Origin of the sequence: Halanaerobium saccharolyticum (genome assembly GCF_003259895.1) — a bacterium.
GTDB lineage: Bacteria > Bacillota > Halanaerobiia > Halanaerobiales > Halanaerobiaceae > Halanaerobium > Halanaerobium saccharolyticum_A.
Genome location: NZ_QLME01000009.1, coordinates 25,632 through 32,436 on the forward strand (window position 1 = coordinate 25,632; position 6,805 = coordinate 32,436).

A 6,805-nucleotide genomic window follows, 5' to 3' on the forward strand; every position below is an offset into this window, starting at 1 on the left:
GAATAATAACTAAAAAGAGAGAGTTTGAGGGGGCAAATTATGAAACAAAAACAGGATATTTTACTCGAAAGTGGGACCGGGGAGTTAGAAATTTTAAAATTTATTGTTGATGATAGTTCATATGCTATAAATGTCTTAAAAGTAAGAGAGATTTTGCGGATTGAAAAGGGTGATATTAAAAAGCTGCCCGAAAAGTCTGATGTGATACTGGGAATGACCAATATTCGCGGTGATGTAATAATGATCGTTAACTTAAGTTCCTATTTGAATTCAGAGCTGATAGAAAACGATGGAGTAATAATGGCTATTCTGGCCGAGTTTAATGCAACCAAGATCTTATTTGCGGTTGACAATGTAGTTGGTATTGACCGTATTGGCTGGGATGATATTCAGCCACCTGATCGGATGATGGGAGAATTAGTTAATGGTGTTATAAAATCAGATACTGATAAAGATTTAATTAACTTTTTAAATTTCGAAAAGATTTTAGAAGATTTACAGCCTGAGCTGGGTAATAAAGTTGATGTTAAACCGGAAGCTTCTGCTGATTTGAGAGCGAGAAGAAAGAATAAAACTCTGGCTTTAGCAGATGATTCTCCAACAACCAGAAATATGATTAAGGATACCTTAGTGGAAGCAGGTTATCAGGATTTTAAAATTTTTAGTGATGGCAGACAGCTTTTAGATCATCTTTTAGAAATCAAGGAAAAATATCCAGAGGACAGTGTTTTGGACCATGTACAGGGTATTATAACCGATATTGAGATGCCCAATATGGATGGACATACACTTATTAGAAAGATTCATGAGGATCGTTACTTAAGAAAACTGCCGACAGTTATCTTCTCTTCTTTAATTAGTGAAGATCTGCTGCATAAGGGTAAGGATGTTGGAGCAGATGCTCAGATAACTAAACCCGAACTGGATAAACTTGTGGGAGTAGTTGATCAGCTGGTTAAGGCTGTGAAGCCGATAGCCGATTATTAATAAAAGCTATAAAGTTAAACTTCAAATAAAACTTAGAAATAACTAAAATTCAAAAAAGGCTTAAATCAAGCTACCTGCCGTATTGAGAATCCTGTCTCGGCGGCAGTTCAGAACTTCGTGTTCTTCAGTCTGATTTAAGCATTTTTCTCATTAAGTTATTTTAGCTAATTTTTCTAAGTCATTTAACTTTATAGCTTTTATTTGGTGGATGATACTAATTTAGCTTTTATCTTTATCAAGTTATTTATCAAAAAATATTAAGTCACTCAATTTCTTATATTAAAGAGATTATATTTTTTAAAATATAAAGTGAATAATTTCACTACTGTTCTGATTTATTTTAAAATTTAAACTTATTAGGATTTCATTGTTATTTTAAAGCCCCGGTGTTATAATAATTGTGAATTAAATAACAAAATCTTATCAGTTAATAATTTAAAAAGGAGATGGATAATTATGAACTCATTTGTTATACCACCTGAGATTCACCATAGTCAGGATTCTCTTTCTTATTTAGAAAATCTGGAAGGTGAAAAAGCGGTTTTAGTTACTGGCGGTAGTTCTATGAAACGCTTTGGTTTTTTAGACCAGGCTGTAGAACTTTTAGAAAAAGCCGGAATTGAATCTAAGATTATTGATGGAGTTGAGCCAAATCCTTCTGTTAAAACAGTTAATAAAGGGAAAAACTTAATGCTCGATTTTGAACCGGACTGGGTTATTGCCATTGGTGGAGGTTCTGCTCTGGATGCAGCCAAAATCATGTGGGCTTTTTATGAACATCCAGATTTAGAGTTTGAAGAGATTATAGAAGTTGGTTCTATACCGGAATTAAGAAATAAGGCTAAATTTATTGCTATTCCTTCAACAAGTGGAACAGCTTCTGAGATTACAGCCTTTTCTGTAATTACTGATCTGGAAAAGAAAATTAAATATCCAATTGTTTCACCAGAGATTGTACCTGATCTAGCAATTGTTGATCCCCAGATTCCGGCTACTATGCCTTCTCATATTACTGCTAATACAGGAATGGATGTTATGGCCCATGCAGTAGAGGCTTTTGTTTCAACTGCAGCCACAGATTATACTGATCCTCTGGCTCTAAAAGCAATTAAACTTGTCTTTGATTACTTACCAGAGGCTGTAGCTGATGGAGATAATTTAGAAGCCAGAGAAAAAATGCATAATGCTTCTACTCTGGCAGGAATGGCTTTTTCTAATGCTTCTTTAGGTATTGTCCATAGTTTAGCTCATAAAATAGGAGGAGAATTCCATGTAACTCATGGTCTGGCAAATGCAATCTTATTACCATATGTAATAGATTTTAATTATCAGGCAGCAGAGAATAAGTTTAAAGAAATTGAAGAATATCTGGGAATTAATGACTTAAAAGCTGAAGTCAAAAACTTAAATCAAAAATTAGATATTAAAGCTAACTTTAAAGAAATAGACTGGCTGGATTATACTGAAGAGGATTTTGAAGAAGTTCTGGCAAGAATGTCTCAGAATGCTTTAGAAGATCCCTGTACCCTAACTAATCCAGAGGAACCCGAAGTTGAAGACTTAAAAGAAATCTATAAAAAAGCATATTATGGTGAATAATTAATATTATAAAATAGAAATAGTATTTTCAAGTATCGGATTGCTGAATTTTTTTCAGCTCTCTGATACTTTTTTTTTGCTCGGCATTTTTTAATTTAAAATAAAAATAATAAAAATTAAATTAAGCTAATAACAAGAGCAAAAAAGAGTTAATCACTGCTGATAGCCTATAAAAGCTTTAATTGGGGTTAAAATGAGTTTAAGAATTCTACGACTCTGACGATATTAGTAGCAGAAGATAAAAATGAATTACCCTTTAGGAGGGAGCAGCCATGAAAATTAATAACATTCAAGCAGGAAAAATAAATCAATATTATAAGCAGATGCAGCAGAAGCAGACTGAGAAGAAACAAACTAAAGATGACACTACCCAAATTTCTGCAAAAGCTAAAGAAATCATGACTGCTAGAGCTGAACTCAAAAAGATACCTCAGATTAGAGAAGAAAAAGTTGCAGCACTTAAAGAAAAAGTTCAATCCGGTAATTACCAGGTTGACAGCAAAAAATTAGCTGCAAAAATTCTAAATAATGTTGAGCAGGTGTAATAAATGTCAGAGAAGCTAAAAAAAGATTTATTAAATATTTTAAAAGAAGAGAAAGCTCTCTATCAAAAACTTTTTGAGATTGCAGAAGAAAAAAATGAAGCTTTAGTAAATAACGACACAGATAAATTAATGGAAATAGTAGAAAATGATAGAGAAGTAATTGCAGATATAGAAGCAAAGGATAAAGAAAGAAATGATAAAATTCAGGAGATCAAAGATGAGTTTGAAATAGAATTAGAAAAAAATTCTTACAGCAGCTTAATCGAAAAACTGCCTGAAGGCTGGGGAGAAGATTTAAATCCTATTAGAGAAGAACTGATTGACTTGACTGATGACTTTCATAATTTAAATGAACAGAATCAAAAACTTCTCGAGCAGGCCATAGATTTAAATCAGACTTCATTTGAAACAATAGTGAAAAGCATAAAAGATCAAGATACTACTTATTCTAAAACAGCAAAAGATAAAAAAGAACAGCCGAGAATTATAAATAAACAGGGCTAAAGGTGGGAAGATAATGAATAATATATTCAGCGGCCTGCATGTCGGGTTAAGAGCACTGGAAACACAGCGTAAATCACTCGATGTAACAGGTCATAACATAGCAAATGCAAATAATGAAAATTATAATAAACAGCGAGCAATACATAAGGCTTCTTACCCTTATACAGCTCCCGGTCTTTCCAATCATGGAGGAGCCGGACAGTTTGGGACAGGAGTTGAGATCGAACAGGTAGAGAGGGTTAAAGATCAATTTATTAATTCGCAGATTTTTAATGAAACTCAAACTTCAGGTTACTGGGAAGAAATGCAGCGGGGTTTAGAAAAGGTAGAATATATTCTAAATGAACCTTCTGATTCCGGAATAGACAGTTCTATCAATCAATTCTGGAACTCACTCCAGGATTTAAGTAATAACCCCAGTGATGATGCAGCAAGAAATATGGTAAGAGAAAATGCCTATAATGTAATTGATTCTTTTAAAAGTGTAGAAAATCAGCTTAATGATTATAAAGAAAGTATTAATGATAATCTTAGCAATGCAGCAGCAGATATTAATAATATTACTAATAAAATGGCTGACTTAAATAAACAGATAGTTTCTGTTAAGGGTAGTGGACAGAATCCTAATGATTTACTTGATGAGCGAGATGCTCTTTATAAAGATTTAAGTGAGTTGATTAATGTTCAGTCCAGAGAAGATGCTCAGGGTAATTTGGTTGTTTCAACTCAGGGGCTGCAGCTGGTTAATGGCTCAGATGCTTATGAGTTAGAAACTAAAGGTAATACTGATGATAATAGTATTCCGAGGATGGAAGATCAACTGATTCACAGCCGCACAGGAACAGAGATCAAACCTACTAATGGTAAAATAGCAGCCTGGATGGAAATGAGAGACGAAAAACTTGATTTTTATGCAGGTAGGCTTGATAAACTAGCAGAGACTATGGTGACAGAATTTAATAATCAGCATCAGGCTGGTTATGATGCTAATGGAGTTGATGGTGGAAATTTTTTTGAACCCATTGATAATTCAAGTAATCAGAGCGTAATTGCTCAGTTAGATCTGACAGCGGCTATCAAAGATCTGGAAAATGGTCTTGATAAAATAGCAGCCGGAAATAAAAATATAGATACTTTTGTTGAACTTGATACTCTTGGAAATAATTTGAGTGGTAATTATCAGATAGAAGTTACAGAAAACACTTCAAACAGTGACCAATTAGATATAGTAATTAATGATACTGATGGTAATGAAGTTTATTCAGATACTGGAATTAATGTTGATGAAACTATCAATTTAAGTGTTGAAGCAGATGGTGGGATTTCTGTAGATACAGATCCAGCTGTCGATGCTATTAATGACTTTACTCTAACTCTTAATAAAGAGGGTAAAAGAAATATAACCCTTGACAAATCGATTGGTAATGGAGAAAATGCAAATGCCCTTGCTAATATATTTAATAGTGATGAAGTTATAGAGGGTGCTTCACTTGAAGGATATTTTAGAACAATTGTAACCTCTGTTGGTGCTGAATCATCAAGATCTCAGCAGATGAAAAATAATCAGGATGTAGTTCTAAAACAGCTAACGACTCTTGATAGAAGTATTTCGGGGGTTTCACTTGATGAAGAAATGGCAAATTTAATTAAATATCAGCAGTCATATGCAGCAGCAGCAAAATATATTAATAAAACTGAAGAATTACTCGATAGCTTAATGACAATAGTTTAAATAACAGGAGTTGACAGCAATGAGAGTTACAAATTCAATGATGGTTCAAAATATGTTAGATCATCTAAAAAATAATATGGGAGATTTGAATAACTTAAATGAGCAGTTGAGCTCGGGTAAGTTATTCCAGATGCCATCTGATGCACCAATTAAAGTCTCAGACAGCATGAATTATAAGTCTCAACTAAATAGAAACGATCAGTATCAGCGTAACCTTAACCAGGCCGAAAATTGGCTTAATACAACTGAGAGTTCTCTTAAAAGTGCTACAAAGGTTGTTCAGAGAGCTAGAGAATTATCAATCTATGCTTCAAATGATTCTGTTACTTCTAATGATAGAGAAAAAATCGCTGGTGAAATTAAGGAATTAAGAGATGAATTAGTTGATATTTCCAGGGCTGAATTAGGAGATAGTTATATTTTCTCCGGCCAAAAGACTAATGTACAACCGTTTAGTGTAACTGGAAATAGTGATTATGTAAAATATCAGGGTGATAAAGAGATTATTGAAAGGCGTTTAAATGAAAATGTAGAAATGGATATTAATTTAAATGCTCAAGATGTTTTTGAAGATGAGATTAATACTTTAAATAATCTATACAATCAGCTTTCTGGTCAGGCAGCAGAAGTTGAAACCTCAGAATTTACTGATTTTAATGATTTAGATAATAGTGGCACTTTTGATATTCAGGTTGATAACGGAGCAGTTCAAACTGTTGATTTAAGCGGAGAAGATTTTGATAGTTGGAATGAAGTAACCAGTTTTCTTGAAAATGAAATTGATGGAGTAACTGTTGAAGAAAATGATAATAGATTAATTTTCAGAAGTGAAGAATACAGTGAAGACTCTGCAATTGAAATAACGGATACTGATGGTATTTTTGGTGAAAATTATGAAGCTGCTGGTTCTGGAGATTCTTATAGTGGAGAAGAGATTAGTGCTAGTCTAACAAAACTTGATAATTCTATTAATAAATATGCTGAATTAAGAGCTGAAATCGGTGGAAAACTAAAAAGAACGGATAATTTAAGAAGCAGATTAGAAGCGGGAGAAGTTCATTTAAAGAAGTTAAAGTCTCAAAATGAAGATGCGGACCTGGCTGAAGTTATAACTAATCTTAAGATGGAAGAAAATGTTTATCGAGCATCACTTGCATCAGGTGCCAGAATTATGCAGCAATCTTTAGTAGATTTTATTAGATAATTAGTGACAATTATAGCTCTAAAGATATCTTTAGGGCTGTGGTGATCACTAATGCTGTTGGAGCGAAACGGCCGATCGTAAAAACAGTTTTAGGGTCAAGAGTTGGCCTGCAAGGATGCGGGTTAATATAACACTAATAAAAATTTCAAGGAGGAATAAAAAATGATTATTAACACAAATGTAGCTGCATTGAATTCATACAATCAGCTAAGTCAAACAAACAACAACATGCAG

The 6,805-nt window shown here is 33.3% G+C and carries 6 protein-coding genes; all 6 read left to right on the forward strand.

Going from position 1 to position 6,805, the window contains the following annotated elements:
- Positions 1-39: 39 nt before the first annotated feature.
- The 6 genes from C7958_RS07580 (at position 40) to flgL (ending at position 6,571) form a co-directional block, all read left to right on the forward strand.
- Entirely contained in the window at positions 40-987 is a 948-nt protein-coding gene (locus C7958_RS07580; protein ID WP_111572069.1) for a chemotaxis protein, read from the forward strand.
- Between the two features lie 456 nt (positions 988-1,443).
- Positions 1,444-2,586, forward strand: coding sequence for an iron-containing alcohol dehydrogenase (locus C7958_RS07585; protein WP_111572070.1), 1,143 nt, complete (start codon positions 1,444-1,446; stop codon positions 2,584-2,586).
- Between the two features lie 272 nt (positions 2,587-2,858).
- Positions 2,859-3,131 (forward strand): flagellar biosynthesis anti-sigma factor FlgM, encoded by a 273-nt coding sequence (gene flgM, locus C7958_RS07590; protein WP_111572071.1) that lies wholly within the window; start codon positions 2,859-2,861, stop codon positions 3,129-3,131.
- Positions 3,132-3,134: 3 nt separating this feature from the next.
- A complete protein-coding gene (locus C7958_RS07595; RefSeq protein WP_111572072.1) occupies positions 3,135-3,635 on the forward strand; it encodes a flagellar protein FlgN in 501 nt (166 codons plus the stop codon).
- A gap of 13 nt (positions 3,636-3,648) precedes the next feature.
- Positions 3,649-5,367, forward strand: coding sequence for a flagellar hook-associated protein FlgK (gene flgK, locus C7958_RS07600; protein WP_111572073.1), 1,719 nt, complete (start codon positions 3,649-3,651; stop codon positions 5,365-5,367).
- 19 nt (positions 5,368-5,386) lie between these two features.
- Entirely contained in the window at positions 5,387-6,571 is a 1,185-nt protein-coding gene (gene flgL / locus C7958_RS07605) for a flagellar hook-associated protein FlgL (RefSeq protein WP_111572074.1), read from the forward strand.
- Positions 6,572-6,805: the final 234 nt, after the last annotated feature.